Origin of the sequence: Enterobacter cloacae complex sp. 309I3 (genome assembly GCF_050031595.1) — a bacterium.
In the GTDB taxonomy this organism is placed as follows: Bacteria; Pseudomonadota; Gammaproteobacteria; order Enterobacterales; family Enterobacteriaceae; genus Enterobacter; species Enterobacter cloacae.
The window spans coordinates 3,492,674-3,515,226 of the sequence record NZ_JBLGWI010000001.1 but is presented as its reverse complement, the minus strand read 5'-3'; the positions used below and the strand labels follow the sequence as shown (position 1 = coordinate 3,515,226).

Sequence of the window (22,553 nt, the reverse complement as noted above, 5' to 3'; positions counted from 1 at the left end):
CAAATATGAGGCAGGTTTAATTTTCGTGCACATTCTATGTAACAACCGAAAAGAAAACGAGATCAAGGACACACTATAGTTACATCCTGTGACGAGTCTCAAAAATAGTGATCCACAATACATTTTTGTTATGTTAGGTAAATGAGTGAAAAGTTAAGTTTGTGTGCTAGTCTTCTCAAAAGAGCGCGCGATTTCGGTTTCTGTTAGAGCGCCCCCGCTTACCCGCCTGTCTATCGTTCAAAGCTATCAGAGAAATCACTGCAACCGTTACAAATGATCTTGATAATCATTCTCATTTTGATAGCATTAAACATAGCAAAGGCTATATTTCAGAGGCAGAAATGACAAACAGTCGCGTAGAGGGTAGCAGTGGCAGAGCAGCGCGCAAGTTGCGGTTCGCATTAATGGGACCTGCGTTCATCGCTGCCATTGGCTATATCGATCCAGGCAATTTTGCGACCAATATTCAGGCCGGGGCCAGCTTTGGCTATAAGCTTCTGTGGGTGGTTGTCTGGGCTAACCTGATGGCTATGCTGATTCAGATGCTTTCCGCGAAACTGGGTATTGCCACCGGTAAAAACCTGGCGGAACAGATCCGCGATCATTACCCGCGCCCGGCGGTATGGTTGTACTGGGTCCAGGCGGAAATCATTGCGATGGCAACCGATCTTGCCGAATTCATTGGTGCGGCAATTGGTTTCAAGCTGATCCTCGGCGTATCACTGCTGCAGGGGGCGGTGCTTACCGGCATTGCCACCTTCCTTATTCTGATGCTGCAGCGTCGGGGGCAAAAACCGCTGGAAAAAGTCATCGGCGGCCTGTTGCTGTTTGTCGCTGCGGCCTATATTGTCGAACTGATTTTCTCGCAGCCTAACCTGGCGCAGCTCGGTAAAGGGATGGTAATCCCAAGCCTGCCTACCTCTGAAGCGGTGTTCCTCGCCGCCGGGGTGCTGGGGGCGACCATCATGCCACATGTGATTTACCTTCACTCCTCGTTAACCCAGCACCTGCACGGGGGGACGCGCAAAGAACGCTATTCGGCAACCAAATGGGATGTGGCTATCGCCATGACGATTGCCGGTTTTGTGAATCTGGCGATGATGGCAACCGCTGCCGCAGCGTTCCACTTTAACGGTCACACCGGCATTGCCGATCTCGATCAGGCCTATCTGACGCTGGAGCCGTTACTGAGCCATGCGGCTGCGACCATATTTGGCTTAAGCCTGGTGGCGGCAGGTCTCTCCTCTACGGTGGTGGGAACACTGGCCGGGCAGGTGGTCATGCAGGGGTTCGTCCGCTTCCATATACCGCTGTGGGTACGTCGCACCGTCACAATGTTGCCGTCATTTGTGGTGATCCTGATGGGGCTGGACCCAACACGCATTCTGGTCATGAGCCAGGTGCTGCTGAGCTTCGGGATCGCACTTGCGCTGGTGCCGCTGCTGATCTTTACCAGCAACAAACATCTGATGGGCGAACTGGTTAACACCACGCTGGTGAAACGGACCGGATGGGTCATCGTGGTTGTGGTAGTGGCGCTGAACCTGTGGTTACTGATAGGCACGGCATTGGGGTTATAAAAGAAAAAGGAGCCGGGAGGCTCCTTTTTTAGATTAGTGACGACCGTGGCCGTGACCATGTCCACCGCGACCTTTACCGCCGCGATCCCAGCCGCCACGGCGGTCATCACGGTCGTTCCAGCCTTCGCGATAACCACGCTCGTAGGCGTTGTTTTTGTACCAGCCGCGGTGCAAACCATTATCATGTTTCCACCAGCGGTCGCCGCGCCACTCATAGTGACGGTGCCAGTAGTCACGGTCGCGCCAGTAGCCACCGTCCCAGTATCTGCCGTAGTCGTCACGATCGCCAATTTGTAATTTTACTGATGGCAACAGGGTGATTTCGCCAGCAGTGGCGACCAGCGGGGCCGAAGCCAGTAATACCGCTGCAAGAATCAGTGACCTGAACATACTCTTCTCCTTCACGATCGGGGCCTTAGGGGGCCTGTTAACGCAATTTTACGAGTTGGGAAAGCCTCGTTTCATCGCCTCAACTCCGAATTCAGACGTGATAGCACTTTTTGCTAAAACAGGATTTATTTTGAGCTATTCAGGATCCCGTCAATGGTGGCAAGCTCTTCCGCCGTGAAATGGCGGTTCTCCAGCATGCCCACTGCATCGTCTATTTGCCCGGTTTTACTGGCGCCAATCAGTACGGAAGTTACCGCCTCGTGGCGCAAAATCCAGGCCAGCGCCATCTGAGACAGCTTCTGTCCCCGGCTTTCTGCCAGCGCGTTCAACTTTTTGACTTTTTCCAGTTTCTCCTGGGTTATCTGATCCGGGTTCAGGAACTTACTCCCGCTCGCGGCGCGGGAGTCCGCCGGAATGCCGTTCAGATAACGATCGGTCAGTTGACCACCCGCCAGCGGCGAGAATGGAATGCAGCCGACACCTTTTTCCTGCAAAACGTCCAGCAAGCCCGCTTCCGGCGCACGTTCAAACATTGAATATTTCGGCTGATGGATCAGACACGGCGTGCCGAGGTCATGGAGTATGTCGATAGCCTGCCGTGCAAGCTCGGCCGGGTAATTGGACAAACCGACATACAGGGCTTTTCCCTGACGCACCAGATGGTCAAGCGCTTTCATTGTCTCCTGCAGCGGCGTTTCCGGGTCAGGACGGTGGTGATAGAAGATATCAACATACTCCAGCCCCATACGTTTCAGACTTTGATTCAGGCTTGCGATGAGATATTTGCGCGATCCCCAGTCACCGTAAGGGCCGTCCCACATGGTATAGCCCGCTTTCGTCGAGATGATCAGCTCATCGCGCCACGGCAGAAAATCTTCCTGCAAAATGCGGCCGAAATTGCGTTCGGCAGAACCGGGAGGCGGACCATAGTTATTGGCAAGGTCGAAGTGTGTAATACCAAGATCAAACGCGCGCTGTAAAAGTTGACGGCTGTTTTCGATAAGCGTGGCGTCACCGAAGTTGTGCCAGAGCCCAAGAGAGACGGCGGGTAATTTAACGCCACTTTGCCCACAGCGACGATACAGCATTGTCTGATAATGGTTTTTATCTGGCTGATAGTGCATTCTCATGACCTCTGGCGCTAAAAAGTAAGAACAGTGTATGCGTTTACACTGATGCGAAAAAACAGAGCATAGCGCAGCCTTTTTTGTAAAGCATTCTTTCCATACTCTTCTTTCTGCCATTTCTGGACAGCCATCACGCTTATTTAATACTCAAAGTGAGGTCAACGTCAGAAGGACACCTGTTATGCGAACCCCATACTGCGTCGCCGATTACCTGCTGGACCGTCTTACAGATTGTGGTGCCGATCATCTGTTTGGCGTGCCGGGCGACTATAACCTGCAGTTTCTCGATCATGTCATCGACAGCCCGGATATCTGTTGGGTGGGCTGTGCCAATGAGCTAAACGCATCTTATGCCGCTGACGGATATGCCCGATGTAAGGGCTTTGCCGCGCTGCTGACAACATTTGGCGTAGGGGAATTAAGTGCCATGAACGGCATGGCCGGCAGCTTTGCCGAGCATGTTCCGGTGTTACACATTGTGGGGGCACCGGGCATGGCCTCACAGCAAAAAGGTGAGCTGCTGCACCACACGCTGGGTGATGGTGAGTTCCGCCACTTCTATCATATGAGTGAACCGATCACGGTCGCGCAGGCGATCCTGACCGAACAAAATGCCTGCTACGAAATCGACAGAGTGTTAACAACCATGCTGCGGGAGCGACGTCCAGGCTACCTGATGCTGCCTGCTGATGTGGCTAAAAAATCAGCCACGCCGCCTGTAAACGCTCTCACGTTAAAGACAGCGCATGCCGATAACGCCTGCCTGAAAGCGTTCCGAGACGCCGCCGAGAGCAGGCTGAAAACAAGCAAGCGTACCGCGCTGTTGGCCGATTTCCTGGTCCTGCGCCACGGCATGAAACATGCCCTGCAGAAATGGGTGAAAGAGGTGCCCATTGCCCACGCCACCATGCTGATGGGCAAGGGCATTTTTGACGAACGCCAGCCCGGTTTTTATGGCACGTACAGTGGTTCTGCAAGCGTCGGGGCGGTAAAAGAGGCCATCGAAGGGGCGGATACGGTACTGTGCATTGGCACGCGTTTTACTGATACCCTGACGGCGGGGTTTACCCATCAGCTGACGCAGGCGCAAACGATAGAAGTGCAGCCCCATGCCGCACGGGTGGGGGATGTCTGGTTTACCGGTATCCCTATGTCTGACGCGATCGAGACGCTGGTGGCTCTCTGCAAACAGTATGTCCACGATACCCTGGTGCCAGTCTCTCACAGCGGTATCGCCTTCCCGCAATCCGAGGGCTCGCTCACTCAGGAGAATTTCTGGAGCACCCTGCAAACCTTTATTCGCCCGGGTGACATTATTCTTGCCGACCAGGGGACGTCAGCCTTTGGTGCGATCGATTTGCGTCTGCCGGCAGATGTGAATTTTATCGTCCAGCCGCTGTGGGGCTCCATTGGCTACACCCTGGCCGCGGCGTATGGTGCCCAAACCGCCTGTCCAGACCGGCGCGTCATTGTGCTCACGGGGGATGGCGCCGCGCAGTTGACCATTCAGGAACTGGGCTCGATGCTGCGTGATAAACAGCACCCCATTATCCTGGTGCTCAACAATGAAGGGTACACCGTAGAAAGGGCCATTCATGGACCGGAACAGCGCTATAACGACATTGCCTTATGGAACTGGACGCAAATTCCGCAGGCACTGAGCCTGGATCCTCAGGCACAGTGCTGGCGGGTCAGTGAAGCGGAACAGCTGGCGGAGGTGCTCGAAAAAGTGGCACACCACGAGCGACTATCATTGATTGAAGTGATGCTACCCAAAGCGGATATCCCGCCGCTGTTAGGGGCGATTACCAAAGCGCTGGAAGCGCGTAACAACGCCTGATCACTTGTCGTTACGCCAGGCCATCATCATCGGTTTGCCCGCCAGCAGGAGCCAGGCGGGCAACATCACGATGCAAAGTAACGGGATGAGAGTAGTATCCGGAACCACCACCGCGGCCATAAACAGGCTCAGCCAGGCATCACGCGTCACCACCAATACCAGCCCCAGAATAGAGCAAGAGACGGTTATCGCCGCCGGAACGGCATCCACATGTTCATGCAGCATCAGCCCCAACGCGACGCCAACAAAGACCGCCGGGAAGATCCGTCCGCCACGGAAACCGCACGCTGCCGCCACCACCAGCGCAGCCAGCTTTATGAGCGCAAACAGCAAATAATCGGACACGCTAAATACCTGACTGAAGGCCAGCTGTTGCATCTCATCCAGACCTTTAAACAGCGTTACCTTACCGCCGATGGCCCCTAAAATGCCGAGGATCAATCCGCCAACCCCGAGGATAAGCACCGGATGTTTGAGCTTATGCACCAGCCGGTGCAGACGCGGCAGACACCATACGGCGATCATCCCCAGCGCAATGGCAATAGCGACCACAACCGCACCGCTGAAGATATCGGCTATCTGCATCTGGCCGTAGTGGGGAAGGGAGAGCGAGAAGTGTGGATTGAAAAACAGACTGGTGGTGAGCGCACCGGCCGCGGCGGCCATCAGTGGCGCAAAGAGTTTATCCCAGAGTGGCACGTCGTTATTGTTGGAAAGCGTCTGCGAGAAAATCAGCGCGGCCGCGACCGGCGTGCCGAAGAGCGCGCCAATGGTGCCAGCCGATGCCAGAATCGTCCAGTCCAGGGCCCCGACGCGGGGTAAAATGCGTGAGCCGAGATACACCGCCAGACCGATGTTGACCGCCATGATCGGGTGTTCCGGCCCCAGACTAACGCCGCCCGCCAGACCGATAATCAACGCGATAATAAGTCCTGGCAGCGCTGCAGGTGCGACCGGAGCACCAATCAGCGGTTCCAGCGCCGGATCAGGCCCGGCGTGCCCTGGGCTAAAGCGGATCACCAGACCCACCGCAACCCCCGTCAGGGTCAGCATCATAATGATCCATGCCGGCGAATCAACGCTGATACCCACCTGAGCCGGAAGCGCAGTCCATAACATCGTTTGCAGCACCGAGGCGACTTTCATCACGACGATAAGCACCAGGCTTGAGACAATACCAATAATTAAGGCCGGGATTGCCAGCAACAGCATGGTTCTGGCTCGCGGGTGGAGCATGATAATTTCCTTGTACAAAAAGGTATTACGTTACTTTGCACAATCAGCATTGTGGCAATAGTGCAAAAGGTGCTGAAACGGTAAAGTTATTCTGTGACGAAGATCGATAATCCCGGGGCATTCACCTTCCGGTCGTTGTTGTTATCACGCCTTGAATTTACAGTGTTCCAAAGATTTATTCTGACTTTAGCGGAGCAGTAGAAGAATGACAAAGTATGCTTTGGTAGGAGATGTGGGCGGCACTAACGCGCGCCTGGCATTATGCGATGTAAGTAGCGGTGAAATTTCCCTGGCGAAAACCTATTCAGGGCTGGATTACCCCAGCCTTGAGGCCGTTGTACGCGTCTATCTGGAAGAGCACAAGGTCAGCGTTGAAGATGGCTGTATCGCGATTGCCTGCCCGATTACCGGCGACTGGGTCGCGATGACCAACCATACCTGGGCATTTTCCATTGCCGAGATGAAAAAGAACCTCGGCTTTGCACATCTGGAAATCATCAACGACTTTACTGCGGTGTCGATGGCCATCCCGATGCTGAAGCCAGAGCACCTGACTCAGTTTGGCGGTACTGCCCCGGTAGAAGGCAAGCCGATTGCCGTATACGGTGCTGGTACAGGGCTGGGCGTTTCGCATCTGGTTCATGTTGATAAGCGCTGGGTGAGTCTGCCGGGTGAAGGTGGCCACGTGGACTTTGCACCGAACAGCGAAGAAGAGGGCATTATTCTGGAAGAGCTACGCGCTGAGATCGGCCACGTGTCGGCTGAGCGCGTGCTTTCCGGCCCGGGGCTGGTAAACCTGTATCGTGCCATTGTGAAGTCTGACGGCCGTCTGCCGGAAAATCTGCAGCCGAAAGACGTGACCGAGCGCGCACTGGCAGATAGCTGCATCGACTGCCGTCGCGCACTGTCGCTGTTCTGCGTGATAATGGGGCGTTTTGGTGGCAACCTGGCGCTTACGCTCGGCACCTTTGGTGGCGTTTACATTGCCGGTGGCATTGTGCCGCGCTTCCTGGAGTTCTTCAAAGCGTCAGGCTTCCGCGGCGGGTTCGAAGACAAAGGACGTTTTAAAAGCTACGTGCAGGACATTCCTGTTTATCTGATTGTGCACGACAACCCGGGTTTACTTGGCTCGGGCGCCCACCTGCGTCAGGTGCTCGGCCAGATCCTCTAAAACCCAGCCCCTCTCTTGCGGGAGAGGGGATTTACAGGTGCATTAACTGGCGGAACTCTTTGACCTTGCTGCGGCTCACTGGCACCTGAAAATCAAGATCCTTCAGGCGCAAAATGTAGGTATTGTTAAACCACGGCTCGATCTCGCGGATCTTGTTTAAATTCACACAAAACGAGCGGTGACAGCGGAAGAAATGCGCTGTCGGCAGCTTGCTGCAAAACTCGGTAATGTTCATCGCCATCACGTACGATTCCCGCCGCGTATAAACAAACGTCATCTTTTCATGGGCTTCGGCATAGTAGATATCGTTAACCGGCGTCACGATGATACGTTCATCCTTCACCAGGTTAATCGTGTCATTCTCACGTACTGCGGGGCTTGCGGTGACAGGGGTGTTCTGCTGTTGCCACGCCGCCTCCAGCTTTTGCAGCATGGTGACGATGCGCGACTCCTGGTAAGGCTTAAGGATATAGTCAAACGCCTCCAGCTCGAAGGCTTCAACCGCGTGCTCCTTCCAGGCGGTGACGAAGACAATAAACGGCTTATGGGCAAACTGATTGATGTTTTGCGCCAGTAATACGCCATCCAGCGACGGAATGTTGATATCAAGAAAAATGGCATCAACGCGGTTATGCTGCAAAAACTTCAGCACGTCCAGACCATCGTCAAACGTGCCCACGATCTCCATCTGACTGTGCGTTTTGATGAGCCAGCTCAGCTCCTGTTGAGCCAGAAACTCATCTTCTACAATGATCACTTTCACGGGTTACTCCGGCCTAAGGCAACAGGGATGTAGACGCATGAACGGGAGAGCGTTCATTCGGGATATAAAAGGCGATCTCGGTGCCCGGTTCAAGGCGCTGAATATGCAGCCCGTCGCCGTACAGCAGTTTGACCCGGTGGTGTACATTCAGCAGCCCAATCTTATTCCCCGGCATCTCATTGGCCTCAACGCGCTCAATGACTTTAGGATCAATTCCGTGGCCGGTATCACGCACGGCAATCCGCACGCGGTTGCCGCTTTCGGTCACGCTGATGGTCACCACCCCTTTCCCTTTACACGGCTGAATCCCGTGGACGATAGCGTTCTCAACCAGCGGCTGGATCAGCAGGCTTGGGATCACACAGTTGACCTCTTCATCAATATCGTAAATGACCGTGAGTTTGTCACCAAAGCGCGCCTGCTCAATCGCAATGTAATCCTTGATCTGATAAAGCTCTTTTTTAATGTCGATCTGCTCGTCATCTTTTAGCTCAATGTTGTAGCGCAGGTAGCGTGACAAATTGAAAATCAGCTGACGTGCGGTATCCGGATTAAGTCGAATGGACGAGGAGATCGCATTCAGCGCGTTAAACAGAAAATGAGGATTAATTTTACTCTGCAGCGCGCGCAGCTCTGCCTTATTTGCCATCTCGCGCAGCTGTTCCGCGCGGGAGACCTCCAGCTGGGTAGAAATAATCTGCGACAGCCCGATGGCCATCTCCTGCAGGGAGGAGGTGATCTGGTGCGCGTGGCAGTAGTAAATTTTCAGGGTTCCCGTCACCACGCCTTTCTCCCACAGCGGGATCACCAGCATGGAGTGAATTTCTGGGGTTCTGTGGGCTTCATCATTGTTTTTAATGATGATTTTACCGTAATTGATCGCCTGCCTGGTGGTGGGGCTGATGGTGTCATCGCTGTCCTGATAGTTATGCTCACCCACGCCAACATAGGCCAGGACGTGGTCGATATTGGTAATGGCCACGGCATCGGCATGAATATCGCGACGGATGATATCGCAGACCTGACGTAAGGATTCAGCGTTAACATGGCGGAAGAGCGGCAGCGTTTTGTTGGCGATATCCAGCGCCAGCTTGGCCTGACGTGCGGCGCTGGCCTCTTTTTCCCCTTCAACGCTTTGCACCAGCAGCACAATAAAACCGATACAGACGCTGCCGAGGATCATCGGAATGCCGATTTTAGAGACAATATCCAGCCCCAGCGCAATGGTGGGAGCCCAGACGACCACCAGAACCATGGTCAGCGTTTCGCACAGCATGCCCGCGATGATCCCGGCGCGCCAGTGCTGCTTTTTCGGGATTTTGCGGTTAATCCAGCCGGAAAGGACGCCGGCGATGATGCTGGTGATAAAACACGGCACCGCCGTCACGCCGCCGATATCTATCAGGTAACGATGTGTCCCGGCAATGAGACCCGTAATAATGCCCACCCAGGGGCCAAACAAGATCCCACCGGACATCACGGCGATAACACGCACGTTGACCAGCGACCCTTCTACCGGTACCCCGGACCAGGTGCTGAACAGGGCGAACAGTGAAAAGATGGCGGTAACGGCCAGCAGCTCTTTTGCCGAGTGGGCGGACTTGTGCAAAAGCTCGCGGAACAGGCGAATACGAATGAGGAAAAACAGGCAAATCAGCATTAATGCCGCACGGTCAAAAACCGCCAGCAGCATATCGAATATTTCGTGCACGAGTCGACCAGCGAAAAGAGGAAAGCCCAATGATAAAAAACCTGACGCCTGTTGACCAGCTATCCGTCGTGTTTATCAAATGAGGAAAAACCATAATCTTCAAAGGGGATTGAGAGTGGCTTCCTGAAGATGCCAGTTTTTTTACTCCTGGAGAACGACAAGGTAACAGTTTTGATATCATCATGTTAAAGACTGGGTGTTAAAATTGCACAATAAGCAGGGACGCTTCCGCTTTCGGTATCTGAAGGTTCCCGTTTTTAACGCGACATCTTTTTTTTGCTTAACCCCTCGACAGCATGTTTTTTTTCAGGTTATTTTCTAAACACGCCACATCGGTGGCAGCGTCGCTCGGACGGTCCGGGCGCTAACGTTAATCTGAGGAATCTATGGCTGAATTCAGTCCTGAACGCCGTTTTACGCGTATCGATCGTCTCCCCCCTTATGTTTTCAATATCACTGCTGAACTGAAGATGGCTGCGCGTCGTCGCGGCGAAGATATTATCGATTTCAGCATGGGTAACCCTGACGGCCCAACGCCTGCGCATATTGTTGAGAAGCTCTGCACGGTCGCCCAGCGCCCGGATACGCACGGTTACTCCACTTCTCGCGGCATTCCTCGATTACGTCGTGCGATCTCTCGCTGGTACCAGGATCGCTATCAGGTTGATATCGATCCGGAAAGTGAAGCCATTGTCACCATTGGCTCGAAAGAGGGGCTGGCGCATCTGATGCTGGCTACGCTGGATCATGGTGATACGGTGCTGGTGCCTAATCCAAGCTACCCCATCCATATTTACGGCGCGGTGATTGCCGGGGCGCAGGTTCGCTCTGTGCCGCTGGTGGAAGGGGTCGATTTCTTTAACGAGCTGGAACGTGCGATTCGTGAAAGCTATCCGAAACCGAAGATGATGATCCTCGGCTTCCCGTCTAACCCTACGGCGCAGTGTGTAGAACTCGACTTCTTTGAGAAAGTCGTCGCACTGGCGAAGCGTTACGATGTGCTGGTGGTACACGACTTAGCCTACGCCGATATTGTGTACGACGGCTGGAAAGCGCCTTCCATTATGCAGGTTCCGGGCGCACGTGATGTGGCGGTGGAGTTCTTTACCCTGTCGAAAAGCTACAACATGGCGGGGTGGCGTATTGGCTTTATGGTGGGTAACAAAACGCTGGTGAGTGCACTGGCGCGTATTAAGAGTTACCACGATTACGGCACTTTTACCCCATTGCAGGTGGCCGCTATCGCCGCGCTGGAAGGCGATCAGCAGTGTGTTCATGATATTGCCGCCCAGTATAAACGCCGTCGCGATGTGCTGGTGAAAGGGCTGCATGAGGCTGGCTGGCTGGTGGAAATGCCGAAAGCGTCAATGTATGTCTGGGCAAAAATCCCTGAGCCTTACGCGGCGATGGGGTCACTGGAGTTTGCCAAAAAGCTGTTGCAGGACGCGAAGGTCTGCGTCTCGCCGGGCATTGGCTTCGGTGATTATGGCGATACCCATGTACGGTTCGCGCTGATTGAAAACAGCGACCGTATTCGCCAGGCGGTGAGGGGCATTAAGAGTATGTTCCGCGCCGACGGGCTTCTCGCATCAAAGAGTGCCGCTGAACAGCACGAATCTTAATGACATAAAAAAACAGGAGCCAACGGCTCCTGTTTTTTTGACTGCATGTTTTCGCTAGATCATCAGGGCGAAGGTTCCGGCCCACACTAAAACAATCACCGAAATGCCCATAAAGAAATATTTCACGTTTCATCGCTCCGCGTATCTTCTGGTACGCACTTAAAAACAGAGTCCACCTGATTATAGAGAACTGACATTTGCCTGAGACGGAAATGAGAATTATCCCGTTACGATGCAAACTCCAGCTCAGAATTCTGTGCTTTCCTGTTGCCAGACGGCGCTAATGTACGCCTAAAAATGAGGGGTGACAAGAGGCATTTTTTTAAATACTTTCCGTAACTTACGGGTGTCGTGGAACGGCGACAGTTTGATTTCAGAGCGCAATAAATCCACGTTGAGCGACGGCAAGAAAAGACAATTACTCAGGGTGATTACAGGTAATTGAAAAGGTTAGTTTCTTAGCGAAACTAACCTTTCTCCACATTAAATATAGAGAGACGCTTCGCCATGCGGCCGCGTTTTGAAACGGCGATGCATCCACAGATACTGCTCCGGCGCGCGCATAATTTCGGTCTCGATAACTTTATTGATGAACGCTGCAGCTTCGCATTCATTTTCCGGATAGTTTGCCATCTCCGGTGAGATGTGCAGACGATAGCCAGATTTATCAACCTTTCTCACCATTGTTACGGTCAGCATTGCGGCGCCTGACAGACGCGAAATCACGAACGTGCCGTTGGTGGTGGCGACATTTTTAACCGCAAAGAAGGGCGCAAAACTGCTGCCTTTACGTCCGTAGTCCTGATCGGGTGCAAACCAGACGGCTTCGCCTTTCTTCAGGGCGCCGACCATACCGCGCAGATTGTTACGGCTGATCATCGCCTTATTGGAACGCATGCGACCACGGGTTTGTACCCACTCCATCAGCGGACTGTTGTGCGGGCGGTAGGTGGCCATCATCGGCTGACAAAGCCCCATTACTCGGCCGCCCAGCTCCAGCGACATAAAGTGGACACCAACTACCATCACGCCACGGTTTTGCATTTGCGCGCGTTTCAGGTTTTCGAGACCTTCCACGTCAAACCATTTGCGGACGCGCTCATCAGGCCAGAACCAGGCCATGCCGGTTTCAAGCAACGCCATGCCGATAGATTTAAAGTTCTCGGCAATCAGTGTTTCGCGCTGCTGCGCATTATACTGGGGAAAGCACAGTTCGAGATTTTTACGGGCAATAGATTCACGACGTTTGAGGAAGTGGCGGGACGCGCTGCCGAGCCTGGAGCCCAGTACGCGGATCACAGGATAAGGAAGTTGAACCAGAAGCCAGAGTACGCCAAGACCAAACCATGTAAACCAGTAACGCGGGTGTAAAAACGCACGTTTGAAGTGGGATTGAGACAAAATAGTGAACCTATGTAAAGCCTTTGAAAGTAACGCATAAAGCGATACCACGTGCCAATTAGACCGTTGGACAAGGTCATGGTTGCAGGCTTTACCGATCTTTACGGCGTTGCCTGACCACTGCTGACGTTGGGTGGGCGGCGTAATGTAGCACCGTTATACGATATGTGCTATTACTCGTTTTTGATTAAAAAAGCGGCACCTGGAAAGGGTGTTGATTTTGTTGCTGTTGTTGATTATCACGCATGCCAGACGGTGAATCCGTGCGCTCATTCCCGTCGGACAAGCTAACGATCTCCCCTGGAGGGTGTAAATGGAAACCTATTTACAAACCGTAAGGGATGAGTGGATTCAGTTAATCAATGAAACGGATCCCCTCGTTCATCAACTTACTGCGCAACTGGCCAGCGATCATGCTTCTGGTCTGATTACGGAGTTTTATCGTGTGGTCCTGGCCGACCCTCATGCAGCGGAGTTTCTGACCACTGAGCAGGTTGAAAGGCAGTTGCAGGAAGCGCTGCGTCGTTGGCTTGTTGATGTTCTCTCCTGCCGGGTTGAACAGGTTGATGAACAGATGCGGGCTCAGCAGCGCGCCGCCGATGTTCACGCCCGAATAGGTATATCGGTAGACCTGGTTGAGATGGGTTTCCGGATCCTGAAAAAGCTGTTGTTACCTCTTATTAATGCCACACCACACCCTTCTGAGACCAAGTTAAGCATCTATCACTACGCCATTAACAGTATTGATCTGGCAATGGAGGTGATGTCGCGCGCCTATGTCTTCAGCGAGAACAATGCGGCAAAAGAGGACGAGAACTATCGAATCTTCTCGCTGATGGAAAATGCGGAAGTTGAGAAGGAGCGGCAGACCGCCGCATTGCTGACGTGGGAACTGTCGCTGCTTTATAAAGTGATGCTGGACTCCAGCATCGACAATAGCCGGCCGCTCGGGCAGTCCGACTTTGGGCTGTGGTTCAGTCATAAGGGACGTCACTACTTCAGTGGTATTGCCGAAGCAGGGCATATCTCTCGTCTTATCCAGGAGTTCGACGCGGCTTTTCATGACGTTCGTCAGACAGACGATGCCCTTCACGACAGACTGCGGCAGGTGCAATTTTTGCGGCTGACGCGAACGACCTTCTCGCAAATCGTGACCCTGCTGCATGAGCTGTTTGATGAGGTAGCCCGGCACGAGGTGGGCGTGGATGTGCTCACGCGTCTGCTTAACCGTCGCTTCCTGCCAACCATTTTTAAACGTGAAATTACCCAGGCAAGTCGTTCTGGTACGCCGCTGTCGGTGTTGCTTATTGATGTCGATAAGTTCAAGCAAATCAACGATACTTGGGGGCACAACACGGGAGATGAAATATTAAGAAAGGTTGCCGGGGCGTTTTATGACAACGTTCGCACCTGTGACTATGTCTTCCGCTATGGCGGAGATGAGTTTTTGATTGTGCTAACGGAAATCACCGAAGCCGATACCCTGCGCATTGCCGAGCGGATCCGCCGACGCGTGGAAAAAATTAAGGTTCATTCCCCGACAGGCGAGCCAATACCGTTGTCGCTTTCGATTGGGGCGGCCATGTTTAATGGTCATCCTGACTACGAACGTCTGATTCAGGCTGCGGATGAGGCGTTGTATGGGGCAAAACGACGGGGGCGAAACTGCGTGGAGTTATGGAAAGCGCAGTGACGTTTACTATCAAAGTGTCCCCTGCAGGAATCGAACCTGCAACTAGCCCTTAGGAGGGGCTCGTTATATCCATTTAACTAAGGGGACGAGGCGGCACGAGTATACCGTTATTTACACTTTGCGTTAAGCGCATTGCCGCCCGACTGCTCAAAGAGTCACCATTCAGGCCGATTTATTTGCCGACTTTTCATCATTTTCCTGCGCTTTCAGCTCGGCTTTACGCTTATTAGACATGTCGTTACGGATCTGGGCATGACTCAACAGCGCAAAAATAAAGGTTCCGCCGCAGATGTTGCCCGCAAGCGTGGGCAGTGCAAATGGCCAGAAGAAATCGGTCCAGTGAAGCGTGCCGTTAAACACCAGATAGAGGATTTCTACAGTACCCACCACGATATGGGTGGTGTCGGCCAGCGCAATCAGCCACGTCATTAATATGATTACCACAATTTTGGCGCTGCCTGCAGACGGGAACATCCAGACCATTGTCGCGATAATCCAGCCAGAGATAATGGCGTTAGAGAACATCTCCACGGGCGTGTTTTTCATCACATCCATACCGATTTTCACAAACGCATCCCGGGTGGGTTCATCAAATATCGGCATATATTCAAACGCCCAGGCGGCGATACCCGTGCCGATGAGGTTGCCCAGCAGGACCACGCTCCACAGACGCATCAGTAAGCCAAAGTTACCCAGGGTCGGGTTTTGCATGACCGGCAGAACGGCGGTGACCGTGTTTTCAGTAAAAAGCTGCTGGCGGGCCATAATGACGATGATAAAGCCGAAGGTGTAGCCCAGGTTCTCCAGCAAAAAGCCACCGGGTACACCTTCAAGCTGCACATGGAAAATACCCTTCGCAAGTAACGATGCCCCCATGGAGAGGCCTGCCGCGATAGCGGACCACAGCAGGGCCATGGCATCGCGCTCCATCTCCTTTTCTCCATCCTGACGGATATGTTCATGGATCGCCATCGCGCGGGAGGGAAGGCGATCTTCATCAATCTCTATCTTTTCACCGCGCTCTTTTTCCTCGCTCTCAATTTCAAGTTCTTCATTGCTCTCGCCAATTTTCTCTTCGCCCACGTCTTTCATAACCGCTCCAGTTGGGTGTTCTTTCTTTTAAGCGTAGCGGCTTTTAACAAAATGCCCGTGGGGATGCTCTTAAAGTGAGGGTAATGGCAACAAAGGTGAGACATCTCATTCAAAGCCATTATAAAATTGCCAGCGAAACGAATTCTAAAAGACAGGCTATGCTGAGATCAGAGTGACGGTGGTTACTGCCCGTAATTGTGCTCATAGACATCGGTAAACGTGCTGATACAATCACTTGCACGTTTACAGACGGAGCATCAAATGCTCCGTTACGGATGGCAATCAACGATAGCCATACTGAACAGGGAGAATTTTATGAAACTTCGGCTGTCGGCGCTTGCGCTGGGCGCGACGATGCTTGTGGGCTGCGCCAGCTCCGGGGAGCAAACGGGACGCTCCGATCCTCTCGAAGGATTTAACCGCTCAATGTATAGCTTCAACTATAACGTGCTGGATCCGTATGTGGTTCGCCCGGTGGCGGTTGCATGGCGTGATTATGTTCCCCAGCCTGCGCGTAACGGGTTGAGCAATTTCACCAGTAACCTTGAAGAGCCAGCGGTGATGGTCAACTACTTCCTGCAAGGCGATCCGTATCAGGGGATGGTGCACTTTACTCGCTTCTTCCTGAACTCCCTGCTGGGGATGGGGGGCTTTATCGATGTCGCCGGCATGGCGAACCCGAAACTGCAGCGTGAACAGCCGCACCGCTTCGGGAGTACGCTGGGTCATTATGGCGTCGGTTACGGCCCTTACGTTCATCTGCCGTTCTATGGCAGCTTTACCGTACGTGATGATGGCGGTGATATGGTGGATACGCTGTATCCGGTTCTTTCGTGGCTGACCTGGCCGCTGTCGATTGGTAAATGGACGGTAGAAGGAATTGAAACACGTGCGCAACTGCTCGATTCCGACGGTCTGCTGCGTCAGTCTTCCGATCCATATATCATGGTGCGTGAAGCTTACTTCCAGAATCATGACTTTATTGCCAATGGTGGCAAGCTGAAGCCGGAAGAGAATCCAAACGCGAAGGCAATCGAGAACGAATTAAAAGATATCGATTCGGAATAAATAAAAAAGGTGAGCGATGCTCACCTTTTTTGATCCCTGCGCGAATTAGAACGCGTAGTTGAAGTTCAGGCCGTACAGCCAGGCTTTACCTTCGGAAGAGAACTCATACGGACCTTCCTTGAAGCTGACTTTTTGACCGTGCATATACGAAATACCCGCATCGACAGAGGCATCTTTGTTGAATGCATAGGTCGCACCGGCGCTCAGCCAGAAGCGGTCCTGATCCGGAATGGAGATAGAACGTTTGTCAGCCGGAACCGGGCTATCATCGAAGGCAATACCGGTACGGAACGTCCAGTTGTCATCCATATAGTAGGTGGTACCCAGTGCGATGCGGTAGGCATCACGGAAGCTTTCATCTTTATAGAACAGCGTGTCGCCTTTGCTGTTGGTCGCTTTCAGCTCCTGGAACTGGCTCCAGCTGGTGTAGGTCAGACTATAGTGAATCGCCCACTGTGGTGCCACGCGGTTATAACCGGACAATTCCCACATTTCCGGTAAGTGCAGACTCAGAGAACCGCCAGTGGTACGGCCATCGGTGCCCATTGGCAGGCCGAAGGTGCCGAGGATCTGGTTATAAGCAGAAGGCAGGCTGCTCTTGTAGTCGCCGTCAAAGTCGATTTTCACTTCGGAACGGTAGGTGAAACCGTAACGGTTGTTTTTATCGAGTTCATAAAGGATACCGGCGTTCCAGCCAAAGCCCCACTCGTCACCCTTCAGATACGCGATCTGGGTGTCTGCCGGGATCCCTGCAACCTGTTGTGCCAGAGGCGGCGGCAGTGCGCCGGAGCCCGCAACGATTTTGCCGAGATCGCCCGCGTAACGTTCGATTTTCGCTTTAGCGTAAACGGCATCAAAGCCAACGCCGAAGCTCCAGTTACTGTTCAGACGGTAAGCACCGCTCAGGTTCAGGTTCAGAGTCTCAAGGTCGGTTTTACCGCCATAGGCTCCTGCTGCGTAGTCGTTATTAAACTCGGTCGCTAAACCATAGTTAGAGGTTACGGATGCACCCCAGCCAAACTGGTCGTTGATTGGCGCGACGAAGTGCAGGTTTGGCACCCATGCCGTTGGTGCGATGTTATCGGAATTCAGGCTGGCTCCGCTCGGGGAACGGCCCGTAATATCCACACCCGGATCAACAAAGATGGCGCCCGCTGAGAACGTTGGGCGATCAAACATCATGATTAGCGCAGGGTTACGACTGGCGTTTCCTGCATCATCAGCAATTGCACCTTCCCCGGAATACGCACGGCCAAGGCCAGAGGAAGAAAATTCGTTTAACTGGAAGCCCGCTGACCAGGCGGACGTAGAGACGATTGCCACTGCGACTGCCAGCGCAGTCTTGTTGAACAGGGTTTTCTGGCTCATGACCATAACCTCATTGAGTTATTTTTATTCAATAATTGTTACATACCGTAACAGGAGCGCGAAGTGTAGGGTCTGAGGTATGACTTACAAATCAGACCAGTGGCCAGAGTATAGGTCTGACCAGCTAGAATGTTGCAAGTTTGTTTATTAATATTTTCAAACATGTTTCTTGAAACGAGATCTGGTTGGCAAAAATGTGACCATCACGACTCACCCAAAAGGGCGAATTTTGTTTTAGATCATTTTTTAGTGTGATATTGGTCACTTATCCCGTTTTGCGCCATTAACGGCTGGAGAGCGTCTGCATCGGGGCGTAAAATATCAGCATCGTGTTTGTCTCGCGTCCTGCGCGAATACAGAGGAAATTGAGATATGAGTAAATGCAGTGCTGATGAAACCCCGGTTTGCTGCTGTATGGATGTTGGTACCATCATGGACAACTCCGATTGCACCGCCTCTTACAGCCGCGTGTTCACCAATCGTGCCGAAGCGGAAGAAACCCTGGCGGCGCTGAGCAAGCGCGCGCGCGACGTAGAATCCGATCCGTGTGAAATCAAGTCCACCTTCACGGAAGTGGACGGCGGCGTGAAGCTGGATATCGACTTTGTCTTCGCCTGCGAAGCTGAAACGCTGATTTTCCAACTCGGTCTGCGTTAATCTCTGCGGCCTGATGCCCTCTCCCACAGGTGAGGGGGCAAACACTCAAAACGGTAACCTCTGGGTTACCGTTTTGTTTTTACCTCGGAGCATTTTCTTTTTTCTTCTCTGTGTTTTAGTTCGCATTTTTTCGTTTCCCCAATTGGCTGAATGTAAAAAAATGGTTAAGACTATTTATCAGGTCAGACCACTTTATGTTTGCAAAAAATTTTTACAGGGGAATGTTATGAGTCAGGCATTACCGCTTATCACCCGACAAGGTGACCGCATTGCCATTGTCAGTGGATTGCGTACGCCGTTTGCGCGTCAGGCGACAGCATTTCACGGCATACCGGCCGTTGACCTGGGGAAAATGGTGGTGGGGGAGATGCTGGCTCGCAGCGAAATACCGCCTGACGTCATTGAGCAGCTGGTTTTTGGCCAGGTTGTTCAGATGCCAGAAGCTCCCAACATTGCACGAGAAATTGTCCTCGGCACCGGAATGAACGTGCATACGGATGCTTACAGCGTCAGCCGTGCGTGTGCAACCAGCTTTCAGGCGGTGGCAAACGTGGCCGAAAGCCTGATGGCGGGCACCATTCGCGCGGGGATCGCCGGCGGGGCAGACTCGTCCTCCGTGCTGCCGATAGGGGTCAGTAAAAAGCTGGCCCGCATTCTGGTGGATGCAAACAAAGCGCGCACCGCCGGGCAAAAACTTAAGCTCTTCTCGCGTTTACGCCTTCGTGACCTGATGCCTGTTCCACCTGCGGTGGCTGAATACTCCACCGGCCTGCGCATGGGCGACACCGCCGAGCAGATGGCCAAAACCTACGGCATTACCCGGGAGCAGCAGGATGCGCTGGCTCACCGTTCCCATCAGCTGGCGGCGAAAGCCTGGTCGGAAGGCAAACTTAACGACGAGGTGATGACCGCGTATATCCCGCCTTACCGCGAACCGCTGGTGGAAGATAACAACATTCGTGGCACCTCGACGCTGGCGGACTATGCCAGACTGCGTCCGGCATTCGACCGCAAACACGGCACCGTTACGGCCGCCAACAGTACTCCGCTGACGGATGGTGCTGCCGCGGTGATCCTGATGACCGAATCGCGAGCCAAAGAGCTGGGCCTTACCCCGCTCGGTTATCTGCGCAGCTACGCGTTCACGGCGATCGACGTCTGGCAGGACATGCTGTTAGGCCCGGCCTGGTCCACGCCGCTGGCGCTGGATCGCGCAGGGTTGACCCTCGCTGATTTAACGCTGATTGATATGCACGAGGCCTTTGCCGCACAAACCCTGGCCAACGTCCAGCTACTGGCCAGCGAACGTTTTGCTCGCGATGTGCTTGGCCGCGCCCATGCCACCGGAGAAGTGGATCAAAGCAAATTTAACGTACTGGGCGGCTCTATCGCCTACGGTCATCCGTTTGCGGCAACGGGCGCAAGGATGATCACCCAAACATTACATGAGTTACGTCGCCGTGGCGGCGGTTTTGGCCTCGTCACTGCCTGCGCGGCGGGCGGTCTTGGGGCAGCAATGGTTCTGGAGGCTGAATAATGGCAATGGCATCTGCATTTAATCTGACGGTTCGCCTCGATAACGTGGCTGTGATTACCATTGATGTCCCCGACGAAAAGATGAATACCCTGAAGGCGGAATTTGGCGTTCAGGTGCGCGAGATGTTAAAGCAGATCCGCGAGAACAAAGCGATTCGCGGCCTGGTGTTTATCTCGGCCAAGCCAGACAACTTTATTGCCGGAGCCGATATCAACATGATCGCCCGGGCGCAAAGCGCGCAGGAGGCGGAAGATCTGGCGCGTCAGGGGCAGCAGGTGATGGCGGAGATCCACTCGCTGCCGATCCCGGCGATCGCCGCGATCCACGGCGCATGCCTGGGCGGTGGGCTGGAGCTGGCGCTGGCCTGTCACAGTCGTATTTGTACTGACGACGCGAAAACCGTTCTTGGGTTGCCGGAAGTACAGCTTGGGCTGCTTCCCGGCTCCGGTGGAACGCAGCGTCTGCCGCGGCTGGTTGGCGTTAGTACAGCGCTGGAGATGATCTTAACCGGCAAACAGCTGCGCGCCCGTCAGGCGCTGAAAGCGGGGCTGGTTGATGACGTCGTTCCGCATTCCATTTTGCTGGAAGCCGCCGTAGAGCTGGCGCTGAAGGGACGTCAGGCAAGACGTGTTCTGCCGGTACGTGAGCGCGTCCTGGCCGGGCCGCTGGGGCGGGCGCTGCTGTTTAGCATGGTGGGCAAGAAAACCGAACAAAAGACCAAAGGCAACTATCCGGCGGCGAAGCGCATTCTTGAGGTGATTGAAACCGGGTTGTCGCAGGGCAGCAGCAGCGGTTATGCCGCGGAGGCAAAAGCCTTTGGTGAACTGGCGATGACGCCGCAATCGCAGGCGTTGCGCAGCATCTTCTTTGCCAGCACTGACGTTAAAAAAGATCCGGGTAGTGACGCTGAACCTGCGCCGCTCAACGCCGTTGGCGTTCTCGGGGGCGGACTGATGGGCGGCGGCATTGCGTTTGTCACAGCCAGCAAAGCCAAATTGCCCGTACGTATCAAAGACATCAACCCGAAAGGGATCAACCACGCACTGCAGTACAGCTGGCAGAACCTTGATCGGAAGGTTAAACGCCGCCATATCAAGGCAAGCGAGCGGGATAAAACCGTGGCCATGATCAGCGGCACTACGGACTACCGTGGTTTTGCCCATCGCGATCTGGTCATTGAAGCGGTGTTTGAAGACCTGGCGCTTAAGCAGCAGATGGTTGCGGACGTTGAGCAACATTGTGCGCCGCACACGATTTTCGCCTCGAACACCTCTTCATTACCGATCGGTGATATCGCAGCGAAAGCCGCGCGTCCTGAGCAGGTGATTGGCCTGCACTTTTTTAGTCCGGTTGAAAAAATGCCGCTGGTTGAAGTTATTCCACACGCGTCAACCAGCCCGCAGACTGTCGCTACGGTAGTGAAACTGGCGAAAAAGCAGGGCAAAACCCCGATCGTCGTGGCAGATAAAGCGGGTTTCTACGTCAACCGAATTCTGGCGCCGTATATCAACGAAGCGATGCGCCTGCTGGTGGAAGGGGAGAAGATCGAACACGTCGACGAGGCGCTGGTCAAGTTTGGTTTCCCCGTTGGCCCAATCCAACTTTTGGATGAGGTAGGAATAGACACTGGCACTAAAATTATACCTGTGCTGGAGGCCGCATATGGCGAGCGTTTTAGCCCGCCTGCAAACATTGTTTCTGCAATTTTGAAGGACGATCGCAAAGGCAGAAAAAATGAACGCGGTTTCTATCTTTACGGTGCAAAAGGGCGTAAAAGCAAGAAACAGGTCGACCCTTCGGTCTATGGGCTTATCCCAACAACCGGACAGGCGAAACTGTCTGCCGTTCAGTGTGCTGAACGCTGTGTGATGATGATGCTTAATGAAGCCGCACGCTGTTTTGGCGAGCAGGTGATTAAAAGCGCACGCGATGGCGATATTGGCGCCGTATTTGGTATTGGTTTCCCGCCGTTCCTTGGCGGCCCGTTCCGTTACATGGACACCCTCGGAGCGGGTGAAGTGGTTGCGATTCTGCAACGTCTTGCCACGCAGTATGGTCCCCGGTTTACACCCTGTGACGAATTATTGCAAATGGCGGAACGGGGCCAGACATTTTGGCCAGCAAGGGAAACTGTCCTCGTAAGTTGAGGTCAAAGAAGGGTAAATCCGGCGGTGAATGAATCTGATTTGGCGATTTTGTAAACAGAGATTGACTATACTTACGCCATTGAGGTAAAAAACAGCGTTTCATTCACCGAATGGATCAGGCACAATGCCCGGCCATCGGGTTTTCTACCT

18 protein-coding genes and 1 tRNA gene are annotated in these 22,553 nt (G+C 53.5%); 9 read left to right on the top strand and 10 right to left on the bottom strand.

What is annotated here, in order from left to right:
• Positions 1-341 precede the first annotated feature (341 nt).
• Positions 342-1,580, top strand: a complete 1,239-nt coding sequence (locus ACQG22_RS16760; protein WP_038420300.1) for an Nramp family divalent metal transporter — start codon at positions 342-344, stop codon at positions 1,578-1,580.
• A 33-nt stretch (positions 1,581-1,613) separates the two neighbouring features.
• On the opposite strand, the gene ACQG22_RS16755 is transcribed toward ACQG22_RS16760, so the two are convergent.
• Together ACQG22_RS16755 and ACQG22_RS16750 are read right to left on the bottom strand one after the other, a co-directional pair.
• Positions 1,614-1,970: a DUF2502 domain-containing protein gene (locus tag ACQG22_RS16755; RefSeq protein WP_013098185.1), complete on the bottom strand. Its 357-nt coding sequence runs from the start codon at positions 1,968-1,970 to the stop codon at positions 1,614-1,616.
• A gap of 125 nt (positions 1,971-2,095) precedes the next feature.
• A complete protein-coding gene (locus ACQG22_RS16750) occupies positions 2,096-3,094 on the bottom strand; it encodes an aldo/keto reductase (RefSeq protein ID WP_102751986.1) in 999 nt (332 codons plus the stop codon).
• A 184-nt stretch (positions 3,095-3,278) separates the two neighbouring features.
• Between ACQG22_RS16750 and ipdC the strand changes: the two genes are divergently transcribed.
• A complete protein-coding gene (ipdC, locus tag ACQG22_RS16745; RefSeq protein ID WP_102751985.1) occupies positions 3,279-4,937 on the top strand; it encodes an indolepyruvate decarboxylase in 1,659 nt (552 codons plus the stop codon).
• Here ipdC and ACQG22_RS16740 read toward each other — a convergent pair whose 3' ends face one another.
• A complete protein-coding gene (locus ACQG22_RS16740) occupies positions 4,938-6,173 on the bottom strand; it encodes an ion channel protein (protein ID WP_369706725.1) in 1,236 nt (411 codons plus the stop codon).
• A 205-nt stretch (positions 6,174-6,378) separates the two neighbouring features.
• On the opposite strand from ACQG22_RS16740, the gene glk reads away from it, so the two are divergent.
• The gene (gene glk, locus ACQG22_RS16735; RefSeq protein ID WP_149896192.1) at positions 6,379-7,344 is read left to right on the top strand and encodes a glucokinase; all 966 of its coding nucleotides are present in this window, start codon (positions 6,379-6,381) and stop codon (positions 7,342-7,344) included.
• 31 nt (positions 7,345-7,375) lie between these two features.
• Here glk and ACQG22_RS16730 read toward each other — a convergent pair whose 3' ends face one another.
• Positions 7,376-8,107, bottom strand: a complete 732-nt coding sequence (locus tag ACQG22_RS16730) for a LytR/AlgR family response regulator transcription factor (RefSeq protein WP_045903404.1) — start codon at positions 8,105-8,107, stop codon at positions 7,376-7,378.
• Positions 8,108-8,120: 13 nt separating this feature from the next.
• Positions 8,121-9,818, bottom strand: a complete 1,698-nt coding sequence (locus ACQG22_RS16725) for a sensor histidine kinase (RefSeq protein ID WP_032618314.1) — start codon at positions 9,816-9,818, stop codon at positions 8,121-8,123.
• A gap of 386 nt (positions 9,819-10,204) precedes the next feature.
• On the opposite strand from ACQG22_RS16725, the gene alaC reads away from it, so the two are divergent.
• Complete coding sequence (gene alaC, locus ACQG22_RS16720) at positions 10,205-11,440, top strand: alanine transaminase (RefSeq protein ID WP_222168727.1); 1,236 nt, start codon at positions 10,205-10,207, stop codon at positions 11,438-11,440.
• A gap of 54 nt (positions 11,441-11,494) precedes the next feature.
• Here the strand turns inward: alaC and ypdK are convergent, their stop codons facing one another.
• Entirely contained in the window at positions 11,495-11,566 is a 72-nt protein-coding gene (gene ypdK, locus ACQG22_RS16715; RefSeq protein WP_099458937.1) for a membrane protein YpdK, read from the bottom strand.
• Positions 11,567-11,923: 357 nt separating this feature from the next.
• On the bottom strand, positions 11,924-12,844 hold the full coding sequence (gene lpxP, locus ACQG22_RS16710; RefSeq protein ID WP_167816581.1) for a kdo(2)-lipid IV(A) palmitoleoyltransferase: 921 nt from the start codon (positions 12,842-12,844) through the stop codon (positions 11,924-11,926).
• A gap of 310 nt (positions 12,845-13,154) precedes the next feature.
• On the opposite strand from lpxP, the gene ACQG22_RS16705 reads away from it, so the two are divergent.
• Complete coding sequence (locus tag ACQG22_RS16705) at positions 13,155-14,534, top strand: diguanylate cyclase (RefSeq protein ID WP_013098174.1); 1,380 nt, start codon at positions 13,155-13,157, stop codon at positions 14,532-14,534.
• 15 nt (positions 14,535-14,549) lie between these two features.
• Here the strand turns inward: ACQG22_RS16705 and ACQG22_RS16700 are convergent.
• Positions 14,550-14,621 (bottom strand) — tRNA-Arg (locus ACQG22_RS16700).
• Between the two features lie 75 nt (positions 14,622-14,696).
• Positions 14,697-15,626, bottom strand: coding sequence for a formate/nitrite transporter family protein (locus ACQG22_RS16695; protein WP_013098160.1), 930 nt, complete (start codon positions 15,624-15,626; stop codon positions 14,697-14,699).
• 315 nt (positions 15,627-15,941) lie between these two features.
• Here ACQG22_RS16695 and mlaA point away from each other — a divergent pair, with 315 nt between their 5' ends.
• Positions 15,942-16,694, top strand: a complete 753-nt coding sequence (mlaA, locus tag ACQG22_RS16690) for a phospholipid-binding lipoprotein MlaA (protein ID WP_013098159.1) — start codon at positions 15,942-15,944, stop codon at positions 16,692-16,694.
• A gap of 45 nt (positions 16,695-16,739) precedes the next feature.
• Here the strand turns inward: mlaA and fadL are convergent, their stop codons facing one another.
• Positions 16,740-18,062 (bottom strand): long-chain fatty acid transporter FadL, encoded by a 1,323-nt coding sequence (gene fadL / locus ACQG22_RS16685; protein WP_038420287.1) that lies wholly within the window; start codon positions 18,060-18,062, stop codon positions 16,740-16,742.
• Positions 18,063-18,434: 372 nt separating this feature from the next.
• Here fadL and ACQG22_RS16680 point away from each other — a divergent pair, with 372 nt between their 5' ends.
• The 3 genes from ACQG22_RS16680 to fadJ all read left to right on the top strand — a co-directional run bounded on the left by ACQG22_RS16680 (position 18,435) and on the right by fadJ (position 22,403).
• Positions 18,435-18,719, top strand: coding sequence for a YfcZ/YiiS family protein (locus ACQG22_RS16680; protein ID WP_014832805.1), 285 nt, complete (start codon positions 18,435-18,437; stop codon positions 18,717-18,719).
• A gap of 226 nt (positions 18,720-18,945) precedes the next feature.
• Complete coding sequence (fadI, locus tag ACQG22_RS16675; protein WP_020690612.1) at positions 18,946-20,256, top strand: acetyl-CoA C-acyltransferase FadI; 1,311 nt, start codon at positions 18,946-18,948, stop codon at positions 20,254-20,256.
• Positions 20,256-22,403 (top strand): fatty acid oxidation complex subunit alpha FadJ, encoded by a 2,148-nt coding sequence (fadJ, locus tag ACQG22_RS16670; RefSeq protein WP_058651770.1) that lies wholly within the window; start codon positions 20,256-20,258, stop codon positions 22,401-22,403. The genes fadI and fadJ overlap by 1 nt, the downstream gene beginning before the upstream one ends.
• The last annotated feature ends 150 nt before the right edge of the window (positions 22,404-22,553 follow it).